At 70.5% G+C, this 25,359-nt stretch carries 18 protein-coding genes; 4 read left to right on the forward strand and 14 right to left on the reverse strand.

Features of this window, described 5'->3' with window-relative positions:
* Positions 1 to 3 precede the first annotated feature (3 nt).
* The 5 genes from AC3A84_RS18385 to AC3A84_RS18405 all read right to left on the reverse strand — a co-directional run bounded on the left by AC3A84_RS18385 (position 4) and on the right by AC3A84_RS18405 (position 7,141).
* Positions 4 to 1,176, reverse strand: coding sequence for a hybrid sensor histidine kinase/response regulator (locus AC3A84_RS18385; protein WP_487971459.1), 1,173 nt, complete (start codon positions 1,174 to 1,176; stop codon positions 4 to 6).
* Positions 1,173 to 1,796: a chemotaxis protein CheB gene (locus AC3A84_RS18390; RefSeq protein ID WP_487971503.1), complete on the reverse strand. Its 624-nt coding sequence runs from the start codon at positions 1,794 to 1,796 to the stop codon at positions 1,173 to 1,175. The genes AC3A84_RS18385 and AC3A84_RS18390 overlap by 4 nt, the downstream gene beginning before the upstream one ends.
* Before the next feature lie 5 nt (positions 1,797 to 1,801).
* On the reverse strand, positions 1,802 to 2,659 hold the full coding sequence (locus AC3A84_RS18395) for a CheR family methyltransferase (protein WP_487971460.1): 858 nt from the start codon (positions 2,657 to 2,659) through the stop codon (positions 1,802 to 1,804).
* On the reverse strand, positions 2,659 to 6,093 hold the full coding sequence (locus AC3A84_RS18400) for a response regulator (RefSeq protein ID WP_487971504.1): 3,435 nt from the start codon (positions 6,091 to 6,093) through the stop codon (positions 2,659 to 2,661). Before AC3A84_RS18400 ends, AC3A84_RS18395 begins: the two co-directional genes overlap by 1 nt.
* A gap of 196 nt (positions 6,094 to 6,289) precedes the next feature.
* Positions 6,290 to 7,141, reverse strand: coding sequence for a ParB N-terminal domain-containing protein (locus tag AC3A84_RS18405; RefSeq protein ID WP_487971461.1), 852 nt, complete (start codon positions 7,139 to 7,141; stop codon positions 6,290 to 6,292).
* A 307-nt stretch (positions 7,142 to 7,448) separates the two neighbouring features.
* Between AC3A84_RS18405 and AC3A84_RS18410 the strand changes: the two genes are divergently transcribed.
* Complete coding sequence (locus AC3A84_RS18410) at positions 7,449 to 8,798, forward strand: diguanylate cyclase domain-containing protein (RefSeq protein ID WP_487971462.1); 1,350 nt, start codon at positions 7,449 to 7,451, stop codon at positions 8,796 to 8,798.
* Between the two features lie 53 nt (positions 8,799 to 8,851).
* On the opposite strand, the gene pdeM is transcribed toward AC3A84_RS18410, so the two are convergent.
* From pdeM to AC3A84_RS18430, 4 genes are all read right to left on the reverse strand, one after another.
* Positions 8,852 to 9,559 (reverse strand): ligase-associated DNA damage response endonuclease PdeM, encoded by a 708-nt coding sequence (gene pdeM, locus AC3A84_RS18415; RefSeq protein ID WP_487971463.1) that lies wholly within the window; start codon positions 9,557 to 9,559, stop codon positions 8,852 to 8,854.
* Positions 9,560 to 9,582: 23 nt separating this feature from the next.
* Positions 9,583 to 12,546 (reverse strand): ligase-associated DNA damage response DEXH box helicase, encoded by a 2,964-nt coding sequence (locus tag AC3A84_RS18420; protein WP_487971464.1) that lies wholly within the window; start codon positions 12,544 to 12,546, stop codon positions 9,583 to 9,585.
* Between the two features lie 83 nt (positions 12,547 to 12,629).
* The gene (locus AC3A84_RS18425; protein WP_487971465.1) at positions 12,630 to 14,333 is read right to left on the reverse strand and encodes an ATP-dependent DNA ligase; all 1,704 of its coding nucleotides are present in this window, start codon (positions 14,331 to 14,333) and stop codon (positions 12,630 to 12,632) included.
* A complete protein-coding gene (locus tag AC3A84_RS18430) occupies positions 14,330 to 15,436 on the reverse strand; it encodes a ligase-associated DNA damage response exonuclease (protein ID WP_487971466.1) in 1,107 nt (368 codons plus the stop codon). The genes AC3A84_RS18425 and AC3A84_RS18430 overlap by 4 nt, the downstream gene beginning before the upstream one ends.
* Positions 15,437 to 15,739: 303 nt before the next feature.
* Here AC3A84_RS18430 and AC3A84_RS18435 point away from each other — a divergent pair, with 303 nt between their 5' ends.
* On the forward strand, positions 15,740 to 16,294 hold the full coding sequence (locus AC3A84_RS18435) for a type 1 glutamine amidotransferase domain-containing protein (protein WP_487971467.1): 555 nt from the start codon (positions 15,740 to 15,742) through the stop codon (positions 16,292 to 16,294).
* Positions 16,295 to 16,429: 135 nt separating this feature from the next.
* Positions 16,430 to 18,466 (forward strand): RecQ family ATP-dependent DNA helicase, encoded by a 2,037-nt coding sequence (locus AC3A84_RS18440; RefSeq protein WP_487971468.1) that lies wholly within the window; start codon positions 16,430 to 16,432, stop codon positions 18,464 to 18,466.
* A 3-nt stretch (positions 18,467 to 18,469) separates the two neighbouring features.
* On the opposite strand, the gene AC3A84_RS18445 is transcribed toward AC3A84_RS18440, so the two are convergent.
* The 5 genes from AC3A84_RS18445 to paoA form a co-directional block, all read right to left on the reverse strand.
* Complete coding sequence (locus AC3A84_RS18445) at positions 18,470 to 19,174, reverse strand: nucleotidyltransferase family protein (protein ID WP_487971469.1); 705 nt, start codon at positions 19,172 to 19,174, stop codon at positions 18,470 to 18,472.
* Complete coding sequence (locus AC3A84_RS18450; protein WP_487971505.1) at positions 19,164 to 20,177, reverse strand: XdhC family protein; 1,014 nt, start codon at positions 20,175 to 20,177, stop codon at positions 19,164 to 19,166. Before AC3A84_RS18450 ends, AC3A84_RS18445 begins: the two co-directional genes overlap by 11 nt.
* A 65-nt stretch (positions 20,178 to 20,242) precedes the next feature.
* Positions 20,243 to 22,489 carry an aldehyde oxidoreductase molybdenum-binding subunit PaoC gene (gene paoC / locus AC3A84_RS18455; RefSeq protein WP_487971470.1) on the reverse strand — a complete coding sequence of 749 codons (2,247 nt, stop codon included), beginning with the start codon at positions 22,487 to 22,489 and terminating at the stop codon, positions 20,243 to 20,245.
* A gap of 5 nt (positions 22,490 to 22,494) precedes the next feature.
* The gene (locus AC3A84_RS18460; protein WP_487971471.1) at positions 22,495 to 23,445 is read right to left on the reverse strand and encodes an FAD binding domain-containing protein; all 951 of its coding nucleotides are present in this window, start codon (positions 23,443 to 23,445) and stop codon (positions 22,495 to 22,497) included.
* 3 nt (positions 23,446 to 23,448) lie between these two features.
* Positions 23,449 to 24,087 carry an aldehyde dehydrogenase iron-sulfur subunit PaoA gene (gene paoA, locus AC3A84_RS18465; protein WP_487971472.1) on the reverse strand — a complete coding sequence of 213 codons (639 nt, stop codon included), beginning with the start codon at positions 24,085 to 24,087 and terminating at the stop codon, positions 23,449 to 23,451.
* Between the two features lie 246 nt (positions 24,088 to 24,333).
* Between paoA and AC3A84_RS18470 the strand changes: the two genes are divergently transcribed.
* The gene (locus tag AC3A84_RS18470; protein WP_487971473.1) at positions 24,334 to 25,350 is read left to right on the forward strand and encodes a helix-turn-helix transcriptional regulator; all 1,017 of its coding nucleotides are present in this window, start codon (positions 24,334 to 24,336) and stop codon (positions 25,348 to 25,350) included.
* Positions 25,351 to 25,359 lie beyond the last annotated feature (9 nt).

A 25,359-nucleotide genomic window follows, 5' to 3' on the forward strand; every position in this document is an offset into this window, starting at 1 on the left:
GCATCAGCGCGCCGCAGCACTCCCGCTGTGGCTGCGCGGCAGTCGCACCTCGAACTCCGTAACACCGCCTTCCGACTGCACCGTGATGCGGCCCTCGTGCGCCAGCACGATCTGGTGGACGATGTAGAGACCCAGCCCGAGCCCCCGGTGCTTGCCGGGCGCGAGTTGCTGAGCGCTGCCCCGGAACGGGTCGAAGAGATGGGGGAGCAGCTCCGGCGCAATGGTGCCGCCGTTGCTGGTGCGCAGCACCACCTCGTTCGGTGCGCTACCGTCGAGCAGGAGGCTGACGGGCCGGTCCGGCGTACCGTGGTGGACGGCGTTGCCCAGCAAGTTGGCGATCACCTGGCAGAGCCGCTCTCCGTCCCACCAGCCGTGCAGATCGCCATGCGACTGCAGCTCGATGGAGCGCTCGGGGTGGGTGTCGCGCAGCTCCTGCACGGTGCGCTCGGCCGCGTCGCCCAGGTCGGCCAGTTCGCTGCGGCTCATGACCAGGCCGCCGGCCTGCCGCACCCGCGTCACATCCAGCAGGTCTTCGATCATTCGGCTCATGCGCCGGCCGCTCGCCTGGATCTTGCCGGCCAACAGAGGCACCTTCTCGGCGTCGTGAGGACGCTGCAGCACCACGGCAGACGCGAGGATGGCGCTCAACGGGCCGCGCAGGTCGTGGCTGAGCACGGCCATGAACATGTCGTTGACGCGCAATGCCTCCGTGCGCTCCTGCAGTTCGCGGGCCAGCGCCAGCTTCTGCTGCTGCAGCTGGAAGAAGACATTGGCCTTGTTGACCAGCATATGCGGGTCGATGGGCTTGTAGAGAAAGTCCACCGCGCCCGATTCATAGCCCTTGAACTGCCAGTTCTGATCGCGCGATCCGGCGGTCATGAAGATCAGCGGGATGTGCCGCGTGCGCTCGCTGCAGCGCAAAAGCTCCGCCAGCTCGAAGCCGTTCATTTCGGGCATCTGCACATCCAGCAGCGCCAGCGCCACATCCGAGTACCGCAGCAGCAGTTCCAGCGCCTGCGGGCCGGAGGCAGCCTTGAGGATGTCCACATCGCATTGGCCCAGCAGCGCCTCCAGCGCGATCAGATTCTCCTGGACGTCATCGACGATGAGGCACTTCACGCGCGGTGGCTGGGCCACAGCGCCTGCGTGGGAGGCAGGAGCAGAGGAAAGAATCACAGACGTCTCCCTGAATGCCATTCGAGCAGCAGCGCAGCCATGCCCTCCGGCGTCATGATGTGGCCCGGCTGCATCACGGCAAGAGCAGCCTCGGGCATGAAAGGCACGGCACAGCTGGCAGGCAGCTGCACCAGCGTGGTGCCACCGGCGGCCTGCACGGCTGCCAGCCCCTGCGCGCCATCGGCATTCGCGCCCGAGAGCAGGATGGCAAGCAAGCCGCTGCCGCAGGCATCGGCTGCGGTCTCGAACAGCACGTCGATCGAAGGGCGCGAGAAATGCACCGGGTCGTCGACCGACAGCGCCAGCGTCGGGCCGGCGTCGAGCAGCAGATGGTAGTCGGGCGGGGCGAAATAGATGGTGCCCGGCTCCAGCGGCTCCTTGTCCTGGGCCTCGCGTACAGGAAGGGCGCAGCGCGGCTGGAATATCTGGCTGAGCAGACTGGGCCGCTCGCGCGGCAGATGCACCACCACCACCACGGCCGCGCGCAGCGTGGCAGGCAGCGCCGGCAGCAGCACCGCGAGCGCGTCGATGCTGCCCGCCGAGCCGCCGATCACCACCACCTGCAGGGGCTCATCCGGCAGGGCGGCCAGGCCGCGGCCCTGGCCCACCTCATCGCCCAGTGCGTTCACAGCCCTGCCTTTTTGCGGTAGATGCGCTCTTCGGGCACAAAGCCATCGAAATTCGCCGCCTGGGTGGAAAAGCGCAGCGACTCCTTGGAGCCGAGTCCCAAAAAGCCCTTATGGCAGAGCGCCTCCTCGAAGAGCGAGAGGGCCCGGTTCTGCAGGTCGCGGTCGAAATAGATCAGCACGTTGCGGCACGACACGAGCTGCATCTCGGCGAACACGCTGTCGGTGGCGAGGCTGTGATCGGAAAACACGATGTGCCGGCGCAGCGTCTTGTCGATCAGCATGCGGCCATAGGCGGCGGTGTAGTGCTCCGAGAGGGAACTGCGCCCGCCCGAGGCGGCATGGTTCTCGGTGAAGCCGCGCGCACGCTCGATGTCGTAGATGCCGGCCTCGGCCTTCTGCAGCGCGCTGGCGTTGATGTCGGTGGCGTAGATCAGCGTGCGCTCGAGCAGGCCTTCCTCGCGCAGCAGGATGGCGAGCGAATACACCTCCTCGCCCGTGCTGCAGCCCGCCACCCAGATCTTGAGCGAGGGGTAGGTGCGCAGGAAAGGCACCACCTTCTCGCGCAAGGCCTTGAAGTAGGCGGGGTCGCGGAACATCTCGCTCACCTGCACCGTGAGGTATTCGAGCATGGCCGGGAACACCTCGGGCTCGTGCAGCACCAGGTGCTGCAGCTGCGACAGCGTGCGGCAGTCGAAACGGGTGAGTGCCGTCTGCAGGCGCCGCTTGAGCGAGGCCTGCGCATAGCTGCGGAAGTCGTAGTGGTAGCGGTGGTAGATCGCCTCGATCAGCAGCTGCTGCTCGATGTCGAAGGTCTTCTTGCGCTGCGGCACGGTGGCATCTCTCTCCATCACCATCATTTGGGCATCCACACGCGGACCAGGGAGAGCAGCTTCTCGACGTCGAGCGGCTTGGCGATGTAGTCGTTGGCACCTGCGGCCAGGCACTTCTCCTGGTCGTCCTTCATGGCCTTGGCGGTGAGGGCGATGATGGGCAGGCGGCGCCATTCGGCCCGCTTGCGGATCTCGGACATGGCGGTGAAACCATCCATCTCCGGCATCATGATGTCCATCAACACCATGTCCACCGGGGTGCCGCCCGCGCCCTGGGCACGCTCCAGCGCCTCCAGGGCCTCGCGCCCGTTGCGGGCGATCTCGACCCGCGCGCCGGTCGGCTCCAACACGCTGGAGAGCGCGAACACGTTGCGGACGTCGTCTTCCACGATCAGGATGGTGCGGCCCTCGAAGCTGGAGTCGCGGTCTCGGGCCACCTGCAGCATCTTGCGCCGCTCCACTGGCAGGGCCGACTCCACCTGGTGCAGGAACAGCGTGACCTCGTCCAGCAAGCGCTCGGGGGAACGTGCGTCCTTGATGATGATGGACTTGGAAAAGCGCCGCAGCTGCTGCTCCTCGGCCGCCGTGAGCGAGCGGCCCGTATAGACGATGACCGGCGGAAAGGCCACGTCTTCCTGGCCGGCCATCTGCTCCAGCAGCTCGTAGCCGCTCAGATCGGGCAGGTTCAGGTCCATCACCATGCAGTCGAAGGTGCTGGAGCGCAACAGTTCCAACGCACGGCGAGCGGTCCCCGCGCCTACGATCTCCACGTCGCCGTTGGCAAGCAGGTGGCCCACGCTCTCGCGTTGGCGCTCGTCGTCTTCCACCACCAGCACGCGGCGCAGGCTCTGCGTGAACTTGGCTTCCATGCGCTCGAGCGCCTGCACCAGTTCTTCGCGCTTGACCGGCTTGAACGCGTAGCCCACGGCGCCGCGCCCCAGAGCCTCTTGCGCATAGTCGGCCACCGACACCACATGCACCGGGATGTGCCGGGTGGCCGGGTTGCGCTTGAGCTGATCGAGCACGCCCAGGCCGGACAGGTCCGGCAGGTTCATGTCGAGCACGATGGCTTGAGGCTGGTACTCCAGCGCCGCAGCAAGGCCTTCGCCGCCGGCGTGGGCCACCACGCACTGGAAGCCCATCTCGCGTGCAAGCTCGTACAGGATGCGGGCGAAGCGGTGGTCATCCTCGATGACCAGCATCGTGCGCCGGCCAGCCTCGAGCTGATCGCGGTCATCCTTCACCCCGCTGGAGCGCCGGGGCACGGGGGGCTGGGGCAGTGTCGCCTCCGGGGGAAGCGCCTGCGTATCCGTGCCTCTGGCAACCGGCATGGCCTGCGGCGCGGCGGGGGTGGCTGCAGCAGCGGGTTTCTTCTCGGGAACGCTGGCTGACTCGGGCGCCTGAACGGGCAACAGCAGCGTAAAGGTGCTGCCCTTTCCGGGCGCGCTCTGCACGCGGATGCTGCCGCCCAGCAACTGGGCGAGATCACGCGAGATCGAGAGGCCCAGTCCCGTGCCGCCATATTTGCGGTGGGTGCTGCCATCGGCCTGGCGGAAAGCCTCGAAGATCAGTGCCTGCTGATGCTCGGCTATGCCGATGCCGGTGTCCTGCACTTCGAAAGCCACCATGCCGTCGGCCTGCTGCAGCACGCGCAGCGTGACTTCGCCATGCTCTGTGAACTTGAGCGCGTTCGACAGCAGGTTCTTGAGCACCTGGCCAAGACGCTGCGGGTCGGACTGGATGGTCGCGGGCACGGACGGGTCCACGCTGGAATGCAGGCGCAGGCCCTTGTCCTCGGCCAGTGCTCGCAGCGGCTCGACCCAACCCTGCACCGAGCGCGCGACATGGACTGTCTCCACCGAGATGGAGGCCTGCCCGGCCTCGATCTTGGACAGATCGAGAATGTCGTTGATGAGGGCGAGCAGGTCGTTGCCCGCGCCCAGAATAGTCTGCGCGTATCGAACCTGATCCGGCGTCAGGTTGCCCTGTTTGTTATCGGAGAGCAGCTTGGCCAGGATCAGGCTGGAATTGAGCGGGGTGCGCAGCTCGTGGCTCATGTTGGCGAGGAACTCGCTCTTGTACTGGCTGGCCAGTTCCAGGTCGCGAGCCTTGTCGCCCAGCGCGTCCTGCGCGCGCAGCAGCTGCTGCTTCTGGTATTCGAGCTGCTGGGTCTGCTCTTCCAGCTGGGCATTGGTCTGCTCCAGCTCGGCCTGCTGCGCCTCCAGTTGGGCCTGCGATTCCTGCAGCACGCGGCTTTGTTGCTCCAGCTCTTCATTGCTGACGCGAAGCTCCTCCTGCTGGGCCTGCAACTCTTCGGCCTGGCGCTGGGTTTCGGACAACAGCGCCTCCAGCTGCGTGCGGTCGCTGGCAGAGCGCAGCGAAAGGGCTACCTGCTCGGCCGCACGCTGGAGAAAATCGATATCGGTGGGCGTGAGTTTGCGCAAGAAGCCGAGTTCGATCAGACCGTGTACGGCCCCGAACAGCAGCGCGGGCACGATGACGATTTCGACCGGCTGGCCTCGGCCCAGGCCGGAGGTGATGGGGAGATAGCCCTCTGGAACATCCCGCACATGCAGCAATTCGCGGGACTGCGCGGCCTGTCCCAGCAAGCCTTCTCCCTTGACCACCCGGTTCTTGTGCTGTCCGTCCTCCAGCCCATAGCCTCCCATGCGCTGAAAGAGGCCATGGCCTTCGGTCAAATAGGCCGCCCCGACCTTGGCACCCATGCGCTGCGCCAAATACTCCACGACCCGCTGGCCCAACTCTTCCAGGCGGTGGTCGCCCTGCAACCGGGCCCCCAGCGCGACCAGGCCGCTCTTGATCCAGTTCTCGCGCGCCTTGTTGCGATAGTCCAGCGCGGTCATGGCGGCAGAGGCGCAGATCAGCAGCAGCAGAACCAGCGCGCTGACCCAGGTGAAATAAGCGCCGTAGGAGGCCGCGCGCTCCCACGAATCGCGGTACCGGTTCAGCGAATCGTTCTCCGCCACCAGCATCTCGCGCAGCGCGGCGCGCAGCTTGTTCATCAGCTCCAGGCCTTGGTCGCTCTGCACCAGTTCCAACGCGTCAGAGACCTTGCCCTGCCGATGCAATTCGATGGTGCGGAGCATTTCGCCCATCTTCTGCGCCGACATGCTCTGGACGTTATCCAGACGCTCCAGCTGTTCGGGACTGTCGGCAAGCGCCTGCTTGAGGGCAGCGAACTCAGCACCGAGCGACTTCACGGAAGACTCATACGGCGCCAGATAGCGCTCCTTGCCGGTCAGCAGGTAGCCGCGCTGGCCCGTCTCGGCGTTCTTGAGCGTCGCCAGCACCGCCTGCACTTGCGATATCACCTCCACCGACCGGTTCATTCGGTTCACGGCAGCCGCACGATCCTGGCTGCTCTGGTAGGTGAACAGTGCGATCACCACGGTGGCCAGGGCGGCCAACATGAAGCCCACGAACAGGCGCAGGGGCATGGCGAAGCGCTCTAGGCGCCGCTTGTCTTCATCCACGGAGGAGTTCACGGAAATGGGGGGGGGTAATGGGAACGGTGGCGGATGATAGAGGCGTACGGTCTGCCCTCCTGTAGGCAAAGACCTGCAAACGGCCTCGCAAACGGGCGCGCGCAGGCTCGGGCGGCGCCCCCTCCCTGATGGATGTCAACAGGCGCGCTCAGAACGGCGCTTCGGCGTCCTGAACACCCAGGGCGTGCAGCCTCGCGCGCAGCGCCGCGTTCTCGGCCGTGAGGGCAGCCACCCGTTCGCGCAGGGTCCTCAGTTCGTCGGCCGGGGTGGCTGCGCTGGCGCCGCCTTCGGACGCGGCCGCGCCCTCGTCGGCCACAGCCGTGACGGCCGGCTTGCGCCTGGCTTCGCGCACGCGCTTGGCGGCCTGGCGCAGTTCATCCTTGCCGGCCGTGGCCGCCGCCACCTGCTCTTGCTGCGGCAGCGTGGCCACGGCCGCCGCGGCGTTGATGGAGATCACGCCCGACTTCACGGCCTCCACCACCTCGGGCGCCGCCTGGCTGCGGATCTTTTCGATCATCAACACCTGGCTGCTGCTGATGCGCGCCGCGCGGGCGATGGCTTCGCGGCTGGCCAGCGACTCCTCGCCGGCCGCGGCCGCGGGAGCCGCGGCGGGTGCCGTCGCGGCGTCGGGCCCAGGCGCATCGCCCTCGGGCGGGGCGGCTGCCGCACGCGCCTGGCGCGCCTGCACGATCTCCTTCTTGCGCAGCGCCAGCACGCCGCGCTGGAAGTCCGACACGCTGCGCCGGCCCAGGTGCTGGTCGATCATCCAGAGGTGGACGTCTTCCATGGTCTGGAAGCGCGTGGCCTGCACCGTGTTGAACGGCAGGCCGTGCTGGGTGCAGATGCCGTAGCGGTTGTGCCCGTCGATCAGCAGATCGCCCCAGAGCACCAATGCATCGCGGCAGCCCTCGGCGAGGATGCTGCGCTCCAGCGCCTCGTGTTCCTGCGGGGTAAGCGGGTCGATGTAGGCCTTGAGTTCTTCGTTGACGACGATGTTCATGATGGGCGGTTCCGGCGCTCCCGGGCGGGCAAAGGGCGCGATTCTAGTGTCACGGGTCGTAGCCGGGGCCGCGCTGCAACGCCTGCGTGGAGGGGGGATGGCGGGGCGGCATCGCAAGCCGCACCAGCGACGGTCTGTCGCGGCTGACGCCGCTCGCCCGGGCGCCAGCGCCATCGCCATCGCCAGTGCCGTGGTGTATCTTGCACGGAATCCTGCGGAGCCCACGCCGCACCCTCAAGCTCGCTGGCGGCTGCGACCATGGCCATCGCGGCACAATGGATGCGGCCACGAGACGTATCCCTGCCTCATGCAACGCATTTCGCCCATCAACATCATGGACATGCTGCTCGACGCCGTGTGCGTCGTCGAGCAGGACAGCACCATCGTCTTCGTCAGCGCCGCTTTCGAGCGCATTTTCGGCTACGCGCCAGCGGAGGTGATCGGCAAGCGCATGCTGGACATGGTGCATCCCGAGGACCTGCCCGTCACCCAGAAGCAGGCGCGGAGCGTCAGCGCTGGCGAGCTCCAGCTCAACTTCGAGAATCGCTACATCCGCAAGGATGGGCGCATCGCCCACATCCGCTGGACGGCGCGCTGGATCGAGGAGCACCAGGTTCGCCTGGCCGTTGCGCACGACATCACCGAGCGCAAGGCCACCGAAGCGCTGCAGGCGGCGATCTACGATATTTCGGAGGCAGCGCAGACCGAACCCACGCTGGAGTCGCTGCTCGAGCGCATCCACCGGATCATCGGCAGGCTGCTGCCCGCCACCAATCTCTCCGTCGCGCTCTATGACGCCACGGCGCAGACGCTGAGCTTTCCTTACTACGCCAACGAATACCACGCTGCCCCACCTCCGTTGCCGCTGGCCGAAGCTCCGCTTTGCGCCGAGGTGATCCGTACCGGGGCCACGCTGCTGCTCACCCCCGAAGCCTTCGCGGCACGAAAGGCTCACCTGCCCGAGCCTCAGCCGCATTCATGGCTGGGCCTGCCGCTGCAAGCCTCCAGCGGCATCTTGGGCGTGCTGGTGTTGCAGGGTTACTCGGACACGATGCGCTACACCGAAGAGGACAAGGAACTGCTGCAGTTCATCTCCAGCCAGGTGACGGCCGCCATCGAGCGCAAGCAGATGCTCGAGCGCCTTCGGCACATGGCGCAATACGACCCGCTCACGCAGCTGCCCAACCGCCAGCTGTTCCTGGACCGCCTCAGGACCGCACTGGCGCGGGCTCGGCGTGAACAGCATTCGCTGTCGCTGCTGTTCATCGACCTGGACCGCTTCAAGGAGGTGAACGACACGCTGGGGCACTCCATGGGCGACCTGCTGCTGCAGCGCGTGGCTCAGCGCCTGCTGGAATGCGTGCGGGCGTCGGACACCGTGGCCCGGCTCGGCGGCGACGAGTTCGTGGTGCTGATCGAGGACTGCCATCTGGCAGAGCACGCCACCCGCACGGCCGAGAAGATACGGGGCGCCTTCGGGAACGCGTTCGACCTGCGGGGCAACCGCCTGCACATCCGGCCCAGCATCGGCATTGCCAGCTACCCCGACCACGGCGATGAAGAGCACCGCCTGCTGGTGCATGCCGACGAGGCGATGTACCAGTCGAAAAAAAGCGGTGGCAATCGCGTTCACATGGCTTCCGCGCCGGGTGCGTGAACACCTGGCGGGCGCGCACAGCGATGCCACCGCGCCATGCACTCGCGCGCGGGTTAGCGGCCTGCCGGCACCGGCCAGACCCGCCCGCCGCCCACGGCGAACAGGCACCGCTCCGGCGACGAGGCCAACCCGGCGCTGCCAGTGAAGAGCCCGAAGGCCGGCAGCAGCGTGAGCTGCCCGGTCACCGCGAAGCACGGCAGCCGCACCGCGTCGCGCCCCGGCCCGCGCAGCACGGTGGACGGATGCACGTGGCCTGCCAGCACATGCTGGGTGGGATGGGCCTGCGGATGGTGGCAGCCGGCGAACGGGCCGGTGTGCCAGGGCTCGTCCACCACGGCGATGTCCAGGTGAGGGGGCGGATCACCCGCATGCCCGTCGTGATTGCCGCGCACCAGCACCATGGCAACGCCGGCATGCCGCGCACGCCAGCCGCCCAGCGCCTCCAGCAGCGCGGGGTTCCGCGCCTCGGCCGCATGCAGGAAGTCGCCGAGCACCACCAGTCGCTGCGCGCCCAGACCGTCCAGCAAACCCGTCAGCCGCTGCAGGTTGCCCTGCGTGGTGCCGCCCGGCACCGGAATGCCGCGCGCACGGAAAGTGGCGGCCTTGCCCAGATGCACGTCGGCCACGAACACCGTGCCGGCGGCGGGCCACCACAGGGCGCGCTCGGGCAGCAGCCGCACAGCTTCGCCTGCGATCTGCAGGGCGTGTGAGCCCGTCAGCGGATCGGGAACGAAGGGCGCGGTTGCAGAAACGGAAGGCATGCCGCCGATGGTAGCCAGCCGCCTCACAAGGGCGGCAAGGGGCGCGAGGGCTTGCGCTCGCGGCGGGGTCGGCGCAGGCTGGCGGCGCCCTCGGGCACCTCGGCGCTGGTGAGCGAGAAGTCGAGCATGCGCCGCACCGAGGCGGCTGTAGCCTGCAGCGGTCCGGGCTCCACCGGCGCCACGGCCTCTGCGGCCTCGGGCGCGGCCTGGCCTGCCGTCCCCGCCTTGCCCGCCGTCCGTCGCCGGCGTGGCCGCTCGGGCGGATCGGCGGGCACCACGTCCTGCACGCGCGGGGCGGCGGGTTCGCCCTCGCCGGCCGGCACGTCGGCCGCGCCGTCGAGCTGGGCCAGCATGCGGGCGATGCGGTCGGCCAGCTCTTCGTTGCTGAGCTTTTCGCGGAAGCGCTCCACCATCAGCGGAAAGGCGAAGGGGCTGGGCCGCACCAGCGCCCGCACTTCGAGCCGCTGCGCCTGCATGCGGCGCAGCGCGGCCAGCAGCTGGGCCACGTCCAGTTCCTGGCTCAGCACCTCCTCGTCGGCCTGGCGCAGCAGCAGATTGGCCGCGTCGTACTGCCGGAAGACCTCGAAGAAGAGCTGCGACGAGGCCTGCAGCTGGCGGGCGCTGCGGCGCTCGCCCGGGTGGCTCTGGAAGATGAGGCCGGCCACGCGGGCGATCTCGCGGAAGCGCCGGCGCGCCATTTCGGTGGCGTTGAGGCTGGCCAGCACCTCGTGCAGCAGGGCGCGGCGGGCGGCGGCGCCCTCTTGCTCTTCGCCCGCATCCGCGTCGGCCAGGGCGTTGGCCGTGTTGCGGATGGCCAGGGCCTCGTCGGCCCCCAGGCCGGGGGCTTCGGCTGCGGCCGGGGGCCCGGCCGCCTCGGTGCGCAGCAGGCCGGGCAGCAGCGCGGCCCAGTCGCGCTCGGTGGCGCTGAGCAGTTCCAGGCCGTAGTCGTTCACGGCGATGGAGAAGGTGCCGGCCTGGCCCTGCGCGGCGCGCCAGGCGAACAGGCTCGCCAGCCCGGCGTGGGCGTGCCGGCCGGCGAAGGGGTAGAGGAAGAGGTGCCAGCCTTCGCGCGTGCGCAGGGTTTCCGCCAGCAGGGTGCCGGGCGTGGGCAGGGCCGACCAGCGCTGCTGCACGTCGAGCAGCGGGCGCACGCAGCGCAGCTCGGGCTCGCCGAAGTCGCCGGCCGCGGCGCGGGCCAGCTGGCGCACCACGAAGTCGGCCAGCACGGTGGACAGCGGCATGCGCGAGCCGCCCCAGCGCGGCACGGTGGGCCGCCCGCGCGCGGCGCGGCGCACATAGGCGGTCATGTCTTCGATCCGGACCAGCTCCAGCACGTTGCCCGCGAACACGAAGCAGTCGCCGGGCGAGAGGCGCGAGAGGAAGCTCTCTTCCATGCTGCCCAGCCGGGCGCCGTGCAGCACCTGCACGCTCATGCTGGCGTCGCTCACGATGGTGCCGATGTTGGCGCGGTGGCGGCGCGCGAGGCGCGGGCTGGGCATGCGCCAGACACCGTCGTCGCCCGGCGCCACGCGCTGGTATTCGGGGTAGATGGCGAGCGAGGGTCCGCCCCGGTGGACGAAGTCCAGGCACCACTGCCAGACCTCGCGCGGCAGGTCGCGGTAGGCGGCCGTGCGGCGCACTTCGGCGTAGAGCGCCTCCGGCTCGAAGCCGCCGCCCAGGGCGACGGTGACCAGGTGCTGCACCAGCACATCGACCGGGCGGCGCGGGCTGGAGCGCCGCTCGACCTGGCCGGCTCGCACGGCGGCGCGGGCGGCGGCGGCCTCGACCAATTCCAGGCTGTGGGTGGGCACCAGGGTGATGCGCGAGGGCCGCCCCGGCGCATGGCCCGAGCGCCCGGCACGCTGCAGGAGGCGCGCCACGCCCTTGGCCGAGCCGATCTGCAGCACGCGCTCCACGGGCAGGAAGTCCACGCCCAGGTCCAGGCTGCTGGTGCAGACCACGGCGCGCAGGCGGCCGGCCTTGAGGCCCGCTTCCACCCATTCGCGCACCGCCCGGTCCAGCGAGCCGTGGTGGATGGCCAGCTCGCCCGCCCAGTCGGGTCGCGCATCGAGGATGGCCTTGTACCAGAGCTCGGCCTGCGAGCGCACGTTGACGAAGACCAGGGTGGTGCCGGACGAAGCCAGCTCGCGCACCACGGCCGGCAGCATGGCCAGGCCCAGGTGGCCCGCCCACGAAAAGCGCTCCGGGTGGTCGGGCAGCAGCGTGTCCACCACCAGGCGTTTGTCCACCTGGCCCTGCACCAGCACGCCGGCGGGCTGGCCGGCCTCGGGCTCGCCCAGCAGGGCCTGCATCGCCTCGGGCAGGTTGCCGAGCGTGGCCGACATACCCCAGACGCGCAGCGCAGGGTTCCAGCCGCGCAGCCGGGCGATGGCCAGCTGCACCTGCACGCCGCGCTTGTTGCCCAGCAGCTCGTGCCATTCGTCGGCCACCACCAGCTGCACGGTGGCCAGCGTTTCGCGCGCATCGGCGCGGGCCAGCAGCAGCGACAGGCTCTCGGGCGTGGTCACCAGCACGGTGGGCAGACGGCGCTGCTGGGCGCTGCGCTCGCCGCTGGTGGTGTCCCCGGTGCGGGCGCCGGCCGTCCAGCGGGCCAGCACGGGGTGGTCGGGCGCGAGCGCATCCAGCGGGGTCTGCAGGGCGCGCAGGGTGTCGGCGGCCAGGGCGCGCATGGGGGTGAGCCAGAGCACGGTGAGCGGTGCGGGCTGAGGGCGCCGCGCCTTCGCTATGCTTTCAATAGCTGTATGTCCAGATTCCGCCTGCGCTGCGGCCCGTTTTCGTGCAGGTTTCGCATCGGCGAAGGCCTGCAGCGCACCGAGCCAGACCGCATAGGTCTTGCCCGCGCCCGTGGTGGCGTGCAGCAGGCCGCTCTGCCCGGCGGCGATGGCGCGCCAGACCTCGCGCTGGAACGCGAAGGGCTTCCAGCCGCGTTCGGCGAACCAGCGGGAGACAAGCTGCCTGGCGTTCATGGCCTGCGATTATGGGCGCCGAATGCGCCTGCAGCCCTTGCAATTCAAGCGCGAGCAGCTATCAATACCGGAGCAAACCGCAGTCATTGATCGGCCTGCGGCAGCAGAGCGGACAAGGTCTGCAGCGAATCGGCTTCAGCCACGGGCTTGTCCTCGCGCCAGCGCAGCATGCGTGGAAAGCGCACGGCGATGCCGCTCTTGTGGCGCGCGCTGTGGGCGATGCCCTCGAAGCCCAGCTCGAACACCAGCGTGGGCCGCACGCTGCGCACGGGGCCGAAGGTCTCCACGGTGGTCTTGCGGATGATGGCGTCCACCCGCGCCATCTCGGCATCGGTCAGGCCCGAATAGGCCTTGGCGAAGGGCACGAGCTGCCGGCCGGGCGCCTCGGGCGGGCCGTCCCAGACGGCGAAGGTGTAGTCGCTGTAGAGGCTGGCGCGCCGGCCGTGGCCGCGCTGGGCGTAGATCAGCACGGCATCGACCGAGAGCGGGTCGATCTTCCACTTCCACCAGACACCCACGTCCTTGGTGCGGCCCACGCCGTACTGCGCGCCGCGGGCCTTGAGCATCATGCCCTCCACGCCCAGGGCGCGGGCGCCCTCGCGCTGCTCGGCCAGCTGCTGCCAGGTGCCGCCCTGCAGCCGCGGGCTGGCGACCAGGGCCGGGTGCGGGTGGCGGGCGACGAGGGCTTCCAGCCGGGCGCGGCGCTCGTGCTGCGGCAGGGCGCGCAGGTCTTGCCCGCCCTCTTCCAGCAGGTCGTAGGCCAGCAGCACCACGGGCAGATCGCGCAGCAGCTTGGGGCCCAGGGTCTTGCGGCCGATGCGCTTTTGCAGGTCGGCGAAGGGGCGCACGCGGGCCGGCGCATCGCCCTCCGCGGCGCGCCAGACGACGATCTCCCCGTCCAGCACCGTGCCGGGCGGCAGCGCGTCGCCCAGGGCCTGGAGTTCGGGAAAGCGGTCGCTCACCAGCTCTTCGCCGCGCGACCAGAGCCAGGTGCCCTGGGCCGATCCGTCCGCCGCGGCGCGGCGCACCAGCTGGGCGCGAATGCCGTCCCACTTCCATTCCACCAGCCAGTCGGCGGGCGGGCCCAGCGCGGCGTCGAACTGCTCCACCGCCAGCTGCAGCGGGTGGGCGAGGAAGAACGGGTACGGATGGCCGCGCAGCTCGCCGTCGGCCGCGCCGTCGGTGCCATCGTCGGCCGTGGCCGCCACCAGCCGCAGGTAATCATCGGCCATGGGTCGGGCGCCGATGTGGGTGTAGCCCATGAGGCGCTGGGCGATGCGCTTGGCATCGACGCCGCTCACCGCCGCCAGCGCCTGCGTGACCTGCAGCCGCGACACGCCCACGCGGAAGGCGCCGGTGATGAGCTTGAAATAGACCAGCCGCTCATCGGGCGCGAGCGCCGCCCACTGGCTGCGCAGCAGCGGCTGCAGCGCCTCGGGCGGCTGGCCGCGCAGGGGCAGCAGGTGCTGCTCCATCCAGTCGGCCAGGCCCAGCGCGTGGGTCTGCGCGGGCGGGGGCAGCAGCAGGGCGATGGTTTCGGCCAGGTCGCCCACGGCGTCGTAGCTTTCGTCGAACAGCCATTCGGGCAGGCCCGCCGCCTCGCGGGCGAAAGTGCGCAGCAGCTTGGTGGGCAGCAGCTGGCGCGGCTTGCCGCCGGCCAGAAAATACACGGCCCAGGCCGCATCGCCCGGCACGGCGGCACGCAGATAGGCCTGCAGCGCAGCCTGCTTGGCGAGGCTGGAGGTGCTGGCGTCCAGCGCGTGGTAGAGCGCAGCGAAGTCCTTCATGGGCCGGGCGCCTCCGGGTCTGCGTTGGATTCCGGTGCAACCTCACCCGGTGCAGTCGGCTGCTCGTCCTCGTCGCCGTATTCGGTGTGGAAGGACTGCGCATCCAGCCCCTGCTCGCGCAGCCAGCGCACCAGGATGGACACGCTGCCGTGGGTCACGAAGACGCGCTCGGCCCCGGTCGCGCCGATGGCCGACTGCAGGCCCGGCCAGTCGGCATGGTCGGACATGACGAAGCCCCGGTCCACCCCGCGCCGCCGCCGCGTGCCGCGCAGCTGCATCCAGCCGCTGGCGAAGGCGTCGGAATGGCGGGCGAAGCGGCGCATCCACGGCGTGCCCTGGGCCGAGGGCGGTGCCAGCACCAGCGCCGTCTTCAGCAGCTGGGGCGTGACCTCGGGATCGGTGGCGCGCAGCGTGGGCGGCAGATCGACGCCGGCCGCGCGATAGACGGCGTTGAGCGGCTCCACCGCGCCGTGGACCACGATGGGCCCGATGCTGCGGTCCACCCCGTGCAGGATGCGCTGGGCCTTGCCGAAGGCATAGCAGAAGAGCACCGAGGGGCGCCCCTCCTGCGCGTTGGCGCGCCACCAGGCGTCGATGCCGGCGAACAGCTCGGCCTGCGTGGGCCAGCGGTAGATGGGCAGGCCGAAGGTGGATTCGGTGATGAAGGTGTCGCAGCGCACGGGCTCGAACGGGGTGCAGGTGCCGTCGTCCTGGGTCTTGTAGTCGCCCGAGGCGACCCAGACGCGGCCCGCGTGCTCCAGCCGCACCTGGGCCGAGCCCAGCACGTGGCCGGCCGGATGCAGCGAGAGCTTGACTCCGTGGTGGTCGATGGCCTCGCCGTACGCCAGCGTCTGCAGGTCGATGCCCGAGCCCAGACGCTGGCGCAGTGTGCCGGCGCTGTCGGTGTGCGCCAAGTAGTGCGCGTGGCCCATGCGGGCATGGTCGGAATGGCCATGCGTGATGACCGCGCGCTCCACCGGCCGCCAAGGGTCGATGTAGAAGTCGCCAGCCGGGCAATACAGGCCCTGGGGCCGGGCGACGATGAGGTCTCCGGCCGACTCGCTGCCGGGCTGCTGCGGAAGGCTCAGCGCGGCAGGCGGCATGGAGTCACGAAAAGGGAGCAGCGCCCCGACGCACCCTGCCTGACCCCACGACCCAATGCCGTGTACGTAGTGAACGGTGCCTTCTGCGCTTGCATGCCGAGATTCTGGCGGGGCCTTTTCAGGCAGTGCGGCGGGCGCCGCCGCACGGTGATGTCAGCCGCCGCCTACGGGTGCTCGCGTCCACGCCAGCGCACGCCGTTTTCCTACCTGAGTCGGGTGCACGTCCACCACAGGATGGGCACCCCGTTCGGCGCTCCTCCACAACGCCGAACCTCTCCCCTCCCACCAGAAGGACCCCTTGCCATGAGCATGAACACCGCCACCGCTTCCTCGCAACCTGGCCGCAAGGTCGCCATCCTCGTCACCGACGGCTTCGAACAGGTCGAGCTGACCAGCCCGCGCGACGCGCTGCAGCAGGCCGGCGCGCAGACCACCGTCATTTCGCCCCAGGCCGATAGCGTGCAGGGCTTCAACCACGACGAGAAGGCCGACCGCATCAGCGTCGATCTGCCGCTCTCCCAGGCCCGGGCGGACGACTTCGACCTGCTGGTGCTGCCCGGCGGCGTACTCAATGCCGACACCCTCCGCACCGAGGAAGCGGCCCAGGCCTTCGTGCGCGCCTTCGACGAGGCCGGCAAGCCGATCGCCGTGATCTGTCACGGGGCCTGGCTGCTGATCGACGCCGGCCTGGTTCAAGGCCGCACCCTGACGAGCTGGCCCAGCCTGGCGACCGATCTGCGCAATGCCGGCGCCACCTGGGTGGACCAGGAAGTCTGCGTGGACGGCCGCTGGATCAGCAGCCGCAAGCCGGACGACCTGCCCGCCTTCAACGCGCGGCTGCTGGAGTGCGTGCGCTGAAGCCCAGGTCCATCCCCCGGCTTGCGCTACGGGACGACAGCGGGCGTAAGCGTCGTCCCACGCAGCGGAATGGTGGCGCGCACCACCATCAGGGCCATGGCCGTGCACCGCGCGGTTTCCATCGCTGATCACACCATGCCTGCTTCTTCCGCTGCACGCAGCACCGCCGCGCCCCGCCGCAAAACGTCCCCCGCATCCACCGTGAAGGCCAGCGGCGCCCCGCGCCGCCCCAGCCAGGCACGCATCCGCACGGCACTCAAGGACGTGTTCGGGCTGAGCAGCCTGCGTCCCGGCCAGCGCGAGGTGATCGAACGCGTGCTGGAGGGCGAAAACACCCTGGCCATCATGCCGACCGGTGCGGGCAAGTCTCTGTGCTACCAGCTGCCGGCCGTGCTGACCGACACGCGCACCGTCGTCGTCTCGCCGCTGATCGCGCTCATGCGCGACCAGTGCGATTCGCTGCGCGCCTGCGGCGTGGCCGCCGTGCAGCTGCACAGCGCACTCTCCACCGCCGAAACCCAGCAGGCGGAAGCGGCCATCGGCAACGGTAGCGCCCGCATCATCCTCACCACGCCCGAGCGCCTCAAGGACGCCGCCTTCATGGACCTGCTCTGCGGCAGCGGCCCGGTGGGACTGCTGGTGGTGGACGAGGCGCACTGCATCTCGCAATGGGGGCACGACTTCCGCCCCGCCTTCCTCGACATCGCCCAGGCCCTGCCGCGCCTGGGCCGCCCGCCCGTGCTGGCGCTGACGGCCACCGCCGCCGGCGCCGTGGCGCAGGACATCCGCCGCCAGCTGGGCATTCCGGCCGCCGGCGTGCTCGACACCGGCACCTACCGCCCCAACCTGCGCTTCCACGCCGCGCAACTGACCACCGAGGCCGAGAAGAACGACTGCCTGCTGCGCACCGTGCGCGAAGCCAGCGGCTCGGGCATCGTCTATGCGGCTACGGTCAAGGCGGCCGAGGCCGTCCATGCGCTGCTGCTTTCCAAGGGCGAGTCCGCGGGCCTCTATCACGGCCGCATGCCGTCGGCCGAGCGCAGCGCGGCGCAGGACGGCTTCATGCGCGGCGACACGCGCATCATCGTCGCCACCAACGCCTTCGGCCTGGGCATCGACAAGCAGGACGTGCGCTTCGTCGTCCACTACCAGATGCCGGGCGGGCTCGACGCCTACTATCAAGAAGCCGGCCGCGCCGGCCGCGACGGCCAGCCCGCCGACTGCACCCTGCTCTACTTGCGCAAGGACAAGGCCGTGCAGCAGTTCTTCCTGGCCGGACGCTACCCCACGCTGGAAGACCTCTCCGCCCTCTACGAAGCGCTGCAGGACCCGCCGCCCGGCAACAGCGCCGGCTGGGACCTGGACAGCCTGCAGGGTGTGCTGGACCGCCCGCGCCCCAAGCTGCAGGTGGCGCTCAGCCTGCTGCGCCGCCGGCGCATCGCCGTGCAGAACGCACGGGGCCACGTCACGCTGCGCAGCCAGGACCTGAGCGCGGACGCCCTGGCCGAGCTGGTGGACGACTACGTGCAAAAGCGCGAGCACGACCAGGAAGCCCTGGAGCGCATGGTCATCTACGCGCAGACCGGACGCTGCCGCTGGCAGCTGCTGCTCTCCTACATGAGCCAGAACGACGAGGCGGAACCCTGCGGCGTCTGCGACAACTGCCGGCGCATGGCCCAGGCCCAGGCCGAAGCCCAGCGTGCGCTGTCGCCCCACCCCGTGGCGCCTGAAGCCGCACCGGCACCTACCGACGCCGTGCGGCGTGCCACGGCCAGCCGTGCGGCGCGCCCCGACCGCAAGGCTGCGGCTGAAACCATGGGCGCCGTTGCGGCGCACAAGCTGCACCCCTTCGCGGGCGGCACACAGGTCCCGACCAGCGCTGACACGGCGCCCCCCACGCAGCAAGCCGCAGTCTTGGCTGCCGCCACGCCCCCCTTCGAACTCGGGGCGCTGGTGCGCGTCAAGCGCTATGGCGAAGGCACGGTGACCGCATTCGATCCGCAATCGGTCACCGTGTCCTTCGCGGACGGCAGCCGGCGCTGCTTCCATCCCGACTTCGTGCGCCGCGCCCGCAAACGCCGCACGGTCGCGGCCAACGATCCGGCTGTGGTGGACAGCGCTGTGGCCCTTGCAGGGGCAGGCGCCGAGGAGCCCGAACTGCGCAGCGCCTAGAGATCAACGCACGGGCTCAGGCCCGCCGTCCACCGGCTCACGCTCCAGCAACACACGCAGGCGGGCCAGATCATCGGGCGTATCCAGGTCGAAGACGTGCCCCGGATCGCTGCATGGCAGGCGCAGCACCTGCGCGGCATGACGGGCCATCCAGTGGCGCACGCCCTGGTCCGCCGGCTGGCTGCGGATCTCTTCGACGGCCTGCCACGACAGCAGCACCGGATGGCCCTGCACGCCCTCCACGGTCGGCACCAGGGCCTGCACCCCCGCGGGCCGCGACGCCCAGGCCTGCAGCAGCGGGTGCAAGGGTGCCGCGGTGAGCAGCGGCAGATCGGCCAGCACGAGCATCAGGTCGCGGCCCGGATGGCGGGCGGCATGGGCCTGGAGCGCCAGGCGCTGCGAATCCACCAGTGTGGAGCCGTGCGCGGCGTGCCGCAGCGGCTGCGCCCCGGCCGCCGCGGCCAAGGGCTGCAGCACATCGGCATACGGCCCCAGCACCACGCTGATCTCGGCCACGCCGGCCTGCCGAAAGGCCTGGGTCAGCCGTTCGAGCAGGCTCTTGCCGCCGATGCGCAGCGCGGCCTTGGGCCAGCCGCCCATGCGCCGCCCCAGGCCGGCAGCGAGGACGATGGCGCAGGGCGGCAATGGGCTCAAAGGATGTCGTTCAGGCTCGTGCAGCGGCATGCCCGCATTGTCGTCACGCGGCATGCAGTGGCTTGGCGGCGGCCACCCGAGCCTGCGTGGCGATCGGCACGCCGTTCTTGGCCGCCACCACCTCCGCCATGATGGACAGGGCGATTTCCGCGGGCGTCCGGCTGCCGATGTAGAGCCCGGCCGGGCAGTGCAGCGCCTGCAGATCGGCGCTGGAAAGGCCGAAATGCGTCTGCAGCCGTTCGGCGCGCAGCGCGGCATTGCGGCGCGAGCCAATGGCGCCGACGTAGAAGGCGCGCGACTGCAGCGCGTCGATCAGGGCCAGGTCGTCGAGCTTGGGGTCGTGCGTCAGGGCCACCACGGCGGTGCGGGGATCGGGCCGCAGGCGCAGGATGAGGTCGTCGGGCATTTCGTGGCTGAGCGTGGCCCCCGGCACGCACCAGGTGGCGCGGTGCTCGGCGCGCGGGTCGCAGACGATGACCTCAAAGCCCAGGCCCAGCGCCATCTGGCAGAGGAAGGCCGAAAGGTCGCCCGCACCAATCACGACGAGCCGTGCGCGCGGCCCGAAGGTGCTGCGCAGCGTGCCGGCCTGGGTATCAAGCCGCGGCGGGCCTTCCGGCCCCGCAGGCTCCAGCGCCACGCCACCGGTGCGCAGGTCCAGCAGGCGTGCCGTGTGTTCGCGGCGCTGGCAGGCGCCGAGCAGTTCCGCCAGCTGGCTGCGGGCGGAAAGCGGCTCGGCCACCAGCTCCATCGTGCCGCCGCACGGCAGCCCGAAGCGATGTGCCTGGTCGGCCGAAATGCCGTAGCGCAGCACGGTGGGCAGCCCCGTGGCGCTGAGCGAGGCCACGCCGCCCTGATGGATGTGGTCGATCAGGTCGTCCTCGATGCAGCCGCCCGACACCGAACCCACGGTCTCACCGCGTTCGTTGATGGCCATGAGGGAGCCGGGCGGCCGGGGCGCCGAGCCCCAGGTACGCACCACCGTGACGAGCACGGCGGGCATGCCCGCCGCCACCCAGGCGCTGGCGCTGCGCAGCACGCGGCTGTCCAGGTCATCCATGGCAGCGCCGCCCGTGCCATGGCCGGCGGGATTCTGCGCAGGCGTGCCCGGTTCCATGCCGGGCCTCATGCCACGGGCGGCAGGCTGCCGATCAGCTTGTCGAGCGTGACCGGATAGTCCCGCACGCGCACGCCGGTCGCGTTGTGGACGGCATTGGCGATGGCCGCGCTCACGCCGCAGATGCCGAGCTCGCCCACGCCCTTGGCCTTCATGGGCGATGCGCGCGGGTCGGGCTCGTCCAGGAAAACGACGTCCTGGTGCGGAATGTCCGCATGCACCGGCACCTCGTAGCCGGCGAGGTCGTGGTTCACGAAGAAGCCCAGGCGCGTGTCCACGGCCAGCTCCTCCATCAGCGCCCCGCCCACGCCCATGGTCATGGCGCCGATCACCTGGCTGCGCGCCGACTTGGGGTTGAGGATGCGGCCCGCCGCGCACACGGCCAGCATGCGGCGCACGCGCACCTCGCCCGTGAAGGCGTCCACGCCCACTTCGACGAAGTGTGCGCCGAAGGTGGACTGCTGCGTCTGCTGCTCCAGCACGCCGAATTCGATGCCGTCCTCGGCCGTCAGTTCGGCGTCGCGGGCGGCGTCGGCCAGGGGCAGGCTGCGGCCGCCGGCCAGGACCTGCCCGTCGGCGAAGCGCGCGGCGGCCGGGTCCAGGCCCAGCTTGCCGGCCACGGCCTCGCGCAGCTTCACGCAGGCGGCATAGACGCCGGACGTGGCGCTGGCAGCGCCCCACTGGCCGCCCGAGCCGGACGAGACGGGAAAGTCCGAATCGCCCAGCCGCACCGCGACGCGCGAGAGCGGCACGCCCATCATCTCGGCGGCGGTCTGGGCGATGATGGTGTAGCTGCCGGTGCCGATGTCCGTCATGTCGGTCTCCACCGTGATGTGGCCCTCGCCGTCCAGCCGCACGCGCGCGGCCGACTTCGTCACCGGCGCGCCGCGATAGGCCGACGCCACGCCCATGCCCACCCACCAGCGGCCGTCGCGGCGCTGCGCCGGGCGCGCGCTGCGATCGCTCCAGCCGAAGCGCTCGGCGCCCAGGCGCAGGCACTCCACCAGCTGGCGTTGCGAGAACGGCTTCACGGGGCGCTCGCCCGTGGCGCCCTTGGGGCGCTTCTCGCCGGTGGTGTCGGGCACGACCTGCGTGTCGTTGCGGATGCGCAATTCCACCGGGTCCATGCCGAGCTCGTCGGCCAGCTCATCCATGGCGATCTCCAGCGCCATGTGGCCGGTGGCCTCGCCCGGCGCGCGCATGGAATTGGCCTCGGGCAAGTGCAGTTCGGCCAGGCGCGTGGCGGTCATCCGGTGGGCGCCCGCATAGAGCCGGCGGGTCTGATCGACCGCGCTGTCGGCCTTGCCGCCGGGCAGGTCGCCTGACCAGCATTCGTGCCCGATGGCGGTGATCTTGCCGTCCGACTCCGCGCCGATGCGCACACGCTGGATGGTGGCCGGGCGGTGCGTGGTGTTGTTGATCATCAGCGGGCGCTGCAGCGCCACCTTCACCGGCCGCTTCGCCGCGCGTGCGCCCAACGCGGCCAACAACGCGTCGGCCCGCAAAAACAACTTGCCGCCGAAGCCGCCGCCGATGAAGGGCGACACCAGCCGCACCTTGTCCTTGGGAATGCCCAGCGTGGCGGCCAGCTCGCGCCGGCCCCAGGCGATCATCTGGTTGGAGGTCCACACCGTAAGCGCATCGCCCTGCCAGGCGGCGACGGTGGCGTGCGGCTCCATCATGGCGTGCGACTGGTCGGGCGTGGTGTAGCTGGCGTCCACCTGCACGGCGGCGGCGGCGAAGGCGCCGGCGAAATCGCCCACGGCCGTGTCGGGCGCATCGCCGTTGATGTCTTCGGGCGGGGTGGCCCCGTCCTTGGCGGCAGCCAGGTCGTAGCGGCCGGGTGCGCGCTCGTAATCCACGCGCACCTGCTGCGCAGCGGCGCGGGCCTGCTCGAAGGTCTCTGCGACCACCAGCGCCACGGCCTGGTGGTAGTGATCGACCTGCGGGCCGGCCAGCAGCGGCGCGGTGTTCATCTTGCCCTGGCCCAGTTGGCCGGCCGACTGCGCGGTGACGACGGCCAGCACGCCGGGCGCGCGGCGGGCATCGGCCAGGTCAATGCTGCGGATGCGGCCGCGGGCGATGGCCGCGCCCACGACGAAGCCGTAGGCCGCGTGGGGCGCCACATCGTGCCGTTCATAGGCGTAGGGCGCGGTGCCGGTGGTCTTGAGCAGCCCGTCGATGCGGTTCACCGGCTGGCCGACGACCTTGAGCTGGTCGATGGGATTCTTGGTTGCGGGGGTGTCGAACTTCATGGCGGTCAGCTCCGGGCCTGGGACAGGGCTGCAGCCAGCGTGCGCTCGGCCAGGGGCAGCTTGAATGCGTTCTCGTGGGTGGGGCGGGCGCCGTCCAGCAGCCGGTCGGCCACGGCGCGGGCGCCCTGGCGCATCGCGGTTTCGGCGGCTTCCACCCGCCAGGGCTTGTGCGCCACGCCACCCAGCGCCACGCGGCCCGAGCCATCGCGCTGCACGATGGCCGCGACCGACACCAGCGCGAAGGCATAGGAGGCACGGTCGCGCACCTTGCGATAGACGTGGGTGCCACCCACCGGCGCGGGCAGGCTCACCGAGGTGATGAGCTCGCCCGGCTGCAGGGCGGTCTCGATGTGCGGGGTGCTGCCGGGCAGCCGGTGGAAATCCGCGATGGGAATGACGCGGGCAGCGCCGTCGGCGCGCACCGTCTCCACCGTGGCGTCGAGCACACGCATCGCCACGGCCATATCGCTCGGGTGCGTGGCGATGCAGTCGGCGCTGGCGCCGATCACCGCATGCTGGCGGCTGAACCCACCGATGGCGGAGCAGCCGCTGCCGGGCTGGCGCTTGTTGCAGGGCATGTGGGTGTCATAGAAATACGGGCAGCGCGTGCGCTGCAGCAGGTTGCCACCGGTGGTCGCCATATTGCGCAGCTGGCCCGAGGCGCCGGCCACCAGCGCCCGCGTGAGCACGCCGTAGTCCCGCCGCACGCGGGGGTGAGCGGCCAGGTCGCTGTTGCGCACCAGCGCACCGATGCGCAGGCCGCCCTGGGGCGTGGGCTCGATGGTGTCGAGGCCGATGCCGTTCACATCCACCAGATGGACGGGCGTCTCGATCTGGAGCTTCATCAGGTCCAGCAGATTGGTGCCGCCGGCGATGAACTTGGCGCCGGGCCGGGCGGCCACCGCTGCGGCGGCCTGTGCGGCAGAGCCCACGCGTTCGTAGCTGAAGGGTTTCATGGCTCAAGCCTCCGCGAGTTCGGTGATCGCATCCACGATGTTGGAATACGCGCCGCAGCGGCAGAGGTTGCCGCTCATGCGTTCACGCAGCTCCTCGGCCGACAGCAGCGGCTGGGCCACGATGTCCGCGCTGGCATGGCTGGGCGCGCCGCGGCGCAGCTCGTCGAGGGCGCCCACGGCCGAGCAGATCTGCCCCGGCGTGCAGTAGCCGCACTGGTAGCCGTCGTGCCGCACGAAAGCCGCCTGCAGCGGGTGAGGCGCAGCCGGCGTGCCCAGGCCCTCGATGGTGGTCACGTTCGCACCCTGGTGCATCACCGCCAGGCTCAGGCACGACACCACGCGCCGGCCGTCCACCAGCACGGTGCAGGCGCCGCACTGGCCGTGATCGCAGCCCTTCTTGGTACCCGTCAGGCGCAGGTGCTCGCGCAAGGCATCCAGCAGGGTGGTGCGGGTATCGACGGTGAGCTGCCGGGCCGCGCCGTTGACGTTCAGGGCGACGAGGGCCTGCACGGGCAGCCCTTCATCGAGCCCCGCAGCAGCGGGCGTGTCCACCGAGGCCGGAACGGCCGAGGCAGCGGCGGAAGATGCGCTGGCGATCAGCAGATCGCGCCGCGAGAGAGGAAAGGGGGCGTTGTGGTCCATGGGCGTTCCGATGGTGTCTTTTCGCGTTTCGTGGGCGGGGCGCAGGGCATGACGGGCAGAGGCGAAGCGTCGCGCCGGCTGCCCGGGCGGCCTGTAGGCGGGGTGCTGAAACTGCCGTGGTCAGCCTGGGCGAAGAAAGCGCCCTGCATCAATAGATACCCTGGTTAACTAAAACCCTGCAGCACTTAGCATTCGCGGGACCAGGTCCTGAGCCCATGCCGGGCGAAAAACACGAGGAGACACGCCATGAACGCGCCCATCCGCCAGGCAGGGCCCGGCCAGCAGCAGGCTGCCACAGCGCTGCAGGACTTGAGCCGGGCGCTGCTGGCTCTGACCGGGCTGGCGCAGGGAAGCCGCCCGCATGCGCTGCTGGCCGATGCCATGCAGGTGCTGCGCGGCCTGGTGCCGTTCGATGCGGCCTGGTGGGGCGAAGTCTCTCAGGGCAGCGCCGGCGACGCGCCGCGCAACTGGCTACACGGCAGCATCGGCCTGAGCCGGGGCTTCGCCGACGAGTGGAACCGGCTGGCCGTGGCGGACGACTTCGCGCGGCATTCCATGCAGCAGCTCGGGACGGTGATCCGCGAGCACGAGGTGCCGGTGAGCCACGCCGACGCGCAGGCGCTGATCGCCTTCAGCGAGCGCCACGGGCTGCACCGCTGCATGGCCACAACCGTGGAGCTGCCGCGCAGCGGCCTGCTGTTCTTCATCTCGCTCTACCGGCCCGAGACGCAGCCACCGTTCTCCGACGCGCAGGCCCTGCTGCTGGGCGAATTCACGCGCCACCTGCTGTGCCATTGGAGCCATGCGCTGCAGCGCTGGGCGCCCGGATCGGCCCAGCCCCTCTGGGACAGCTATGCGCTGGCAGAGCCCGGCGGCGCCCTGCTCTTCGCCGGCCTGCGCATGGGGAAGGCTCTGGCCGAGGCCTACCCGGAATGGCGCGGCGGCGCCTTGCCCGAGGACCTGCGCCAGAGCGCAGCGCGTCTGCCCTGCACGGTCGTCCCGCCCGCGGCGCGGCATCGCTTCCGGCTGGAGGCCTGCGGGCCGCTGGTGGCCGTGAGCCTGCCTTCGCGCGGCGCAGGCTCGCCGCTGGCGCCCCGCGAAATGAGCGCCGCCACGCTGTACGCGCACGGCCAGTCGTACAAGGACATCGCGGCCACGCTGGGATTGAGCCCCGCCACCGTGCGCACCTACCTGCGCAGCGCCTACGCCGCCCTGGGCGTGCGCAACAAGATGGAACTGATGGCGGCGCTGCGCCGGGGCTGACGCGGTCGG

The organism is Paracidovorax sp. (assembly GCF_057642795.1).

Excerpts from the sequence above, each read along its gene's own strand:
- AC3A84_RS18470 (WP_487971473.1), top strand. The coding sequence starts at position 24,334 with ATGAACGCGCCCATCCGCCAGGCAGGGCCCGGCCAGCAGCAGGCTGCC.
- AC3A84_RS18400 (WP_487971504.1), bottom strand. The coding sequence starts at position 6,093 with ATGCCCCTGCGCCTGTTCGTGGGCTTCATGTTGGCCGCCCTGGCCACC.
- AC3A84_RS18460 (WP_487971471.1), bottom strand. The coding sequence starts at position 23,445 with ATGAAACCCTTCAGCTACGAACGCGTGGGCTCTGCCGCACAGGCCGCC.
- paoA (WP_487971472.1), bottom strand. The coding sequence starts at position 24,087 with ATGGACCACAACGCCCCCTTTCCTCTCTCGCGGCGCGATCTGCTGATC.
- paoC (WP_487971470.1), bottom strand. The coding sequence starts at position 22,489 with ATGAAGTTCGACACCCCCGCAACCAAGAATCCCATCGACCAGCTCAAG.
- AC3A84_RS18420 (WP_487971464.1), bottom strand. The coding sequence starts at position 12,546 with ATGAACGCCAGGCAGCTTGTCTCCCGCTGGTTCGCCGAACGCGGCTGG.
- AC3A84_RS18405 (WP_487971461.1), bottom strand. The coding sequence starts at position 7,141 with ATGAACATCGTCGTCAACGAAGAACTCAAGGCCTACATCGACCCGCTT.
- AC3A84_RS18440 (WP_487971468.1), top strand. The coding sequence starts at position 16,430 with ATGCCTGCTTCTTCCGCTGCACGCAGCACCGCCGCGCCCCGCCGCAAA.
- AC3A84_RS18435 (WP_487971467.1), top strand. The coding sequence starts at position 15,740 with ATGAGCATGAACACCGCCACCGCTTCCTCGCAACCTGGCCGCAAGGTC.
- pdeM (WP_487971463.1), bottom strand. The coding sequence starts at position 9,559 with ATGCCTTCCGTTTCTGCAACCGCGCCCTTCGTTCCCGATCCGCTGACG.
- AC3A84_RS18425 (WP_487971465.1), bottom strand. The coding sequence starts at position 14,333 with ATGAAGGACTTCGCTGCGCTCTACCACGCGCTGGACGCCAGCACCTCC.
- AC3A84_RS18410 (WP_487971462.1), top strand. The coding sequence starts at position 7,449 with ATGCAACGCATTTCGCCCATCAACATCATGGACATGCTGCTCGACGCC.
- AC3A84_RS18450 (WP_487971505.1), bottom strand. The coding sequence starts at position 20,177 with ATGGATGACCTGGACAGCCGCGTGCTGCGCAGCGCCAGCGCCTGGGTG.
- AC3A84_RS18395 (WP_487971460.1), bottom strand. The coding sequence starts at position 2,659 with ATGGTGATGGAGAGAGATGCCACCGTGCCGCAGCGCAAGAAGACCTTC.
- AC3A84_RS18430 (WP_487971466.1), bottom strand. The coding sequence starts at position 15,436 with ATGCCGCCTGCCGCGCTGAGCCTTCCGCAGCAGCCCGGCAGCGAGTCG.
- AC3A84_RS18445 (WP_487971469.1), bottom strand. The coding sequence starts at position 19,174 with ATGCCGCGTGACGACAATGCGGGCATGCCGCTGCACGAGCCTGAACGA.